The organism is Desulfovibrio sp. SGI.102 (genome assembly GCF_050314315.1).
Lineage (GTDB): Bacteria > Desulfobacterota > Desulfovibrionia > Desulfovibrionales > Desulfovibrionaceae > Desulfovibrio.
Genome location: NZ_JBNPNC010000123.1, coordinates 1 through 825 on the forward strand (window position 1 = coordinate 1; position 825 = coordinate 825).

An 825-nucleotide genomic window follows, 5' to 3' on the forward strand; every position below is an offset into this window, starting at 1 on the left:
GAGGGGCCCGCTTTGTTCTACGTTGTATCCTGCTGCTCTGCCTACAGCGACCGTTCCTGAAGGCCGGAGCGGGGCGTGCTGTCGGGGCGGGGAGGCTCGGTCACGCCTTCCATGCCGGGCAGGGCATCATGCACGTCCGTGGGGGGCAGTTCGCCTTCGCCCACGCGGGGGATGGCGCGACTGTCGCGCACGGTGAGCTTGCAGGCCAGACCATAACATTCGTACACCGCGGCCACAGTGGCCTGCAGGGGCTCGCCCTTGCGCAGCGGCGGCGGCACCAGCACATAATAGGTGCGGCTTTCGGAGCCCAGGTGCGGGCGGACATCGCAGGCGATGAGCCATTCGTCCTTTTCGTCGTTGTTCCAGTCCACGATGCCCAACATGGCCAGATTGATGGTCTGGGTGGGGTGGACGATGGTGAAGCCGGTCTTGCGCACGGTGGCATGGCTGGACGGCGTGCGCGTGGCGGCAAAGGTGCTGCCCAGATAGACGTGGCCCCTGTCATTGAACAAAAATTCAGGCGAGAGCTGGCGGAAAAGGATCTCGCCATAGTTCTCGCCCCCGCCACCGGGCAGGGAGATATAGCTGCCGTCGTCGGTGAGCAGGCCGCGGGCTTTCATTTCCTGGGGCATACGCTGGCTCATGGTCACGAAGCCGGGCTTGTCCACAACGGTCACGCCCTTGGCGCCGCAACCGGCCAGCAGGAAGGCCGCGCAAAGCAGCAGAAGAAAACGGGTCATTGGGTACCTCGGTAAAAAATCGTATCAGGAAAAGAGGTGTACGCGTCCCGGCCGGGCTTGTAAAGCCGCTTTCCCCCCTGTCTTT

1 protein-coding gene is annotated in these 825 nt (G+C 63.6%); it reads right to left on the reverse strand.

The window, feature by feature from the left end:
- Positions 1-41: 41 nt before the first annotated feature.
- Entirely contained in the window at positions 42-740 is a 699-nt protein-coding gene (locus tag ACQRCJ_RS12435; RefSeq protein WP_300705665.1) for a hypothetical protein, read from the reverse strand.
- Between the last annotated feature and the right edge of the window lie 85 nt (positions 741-825).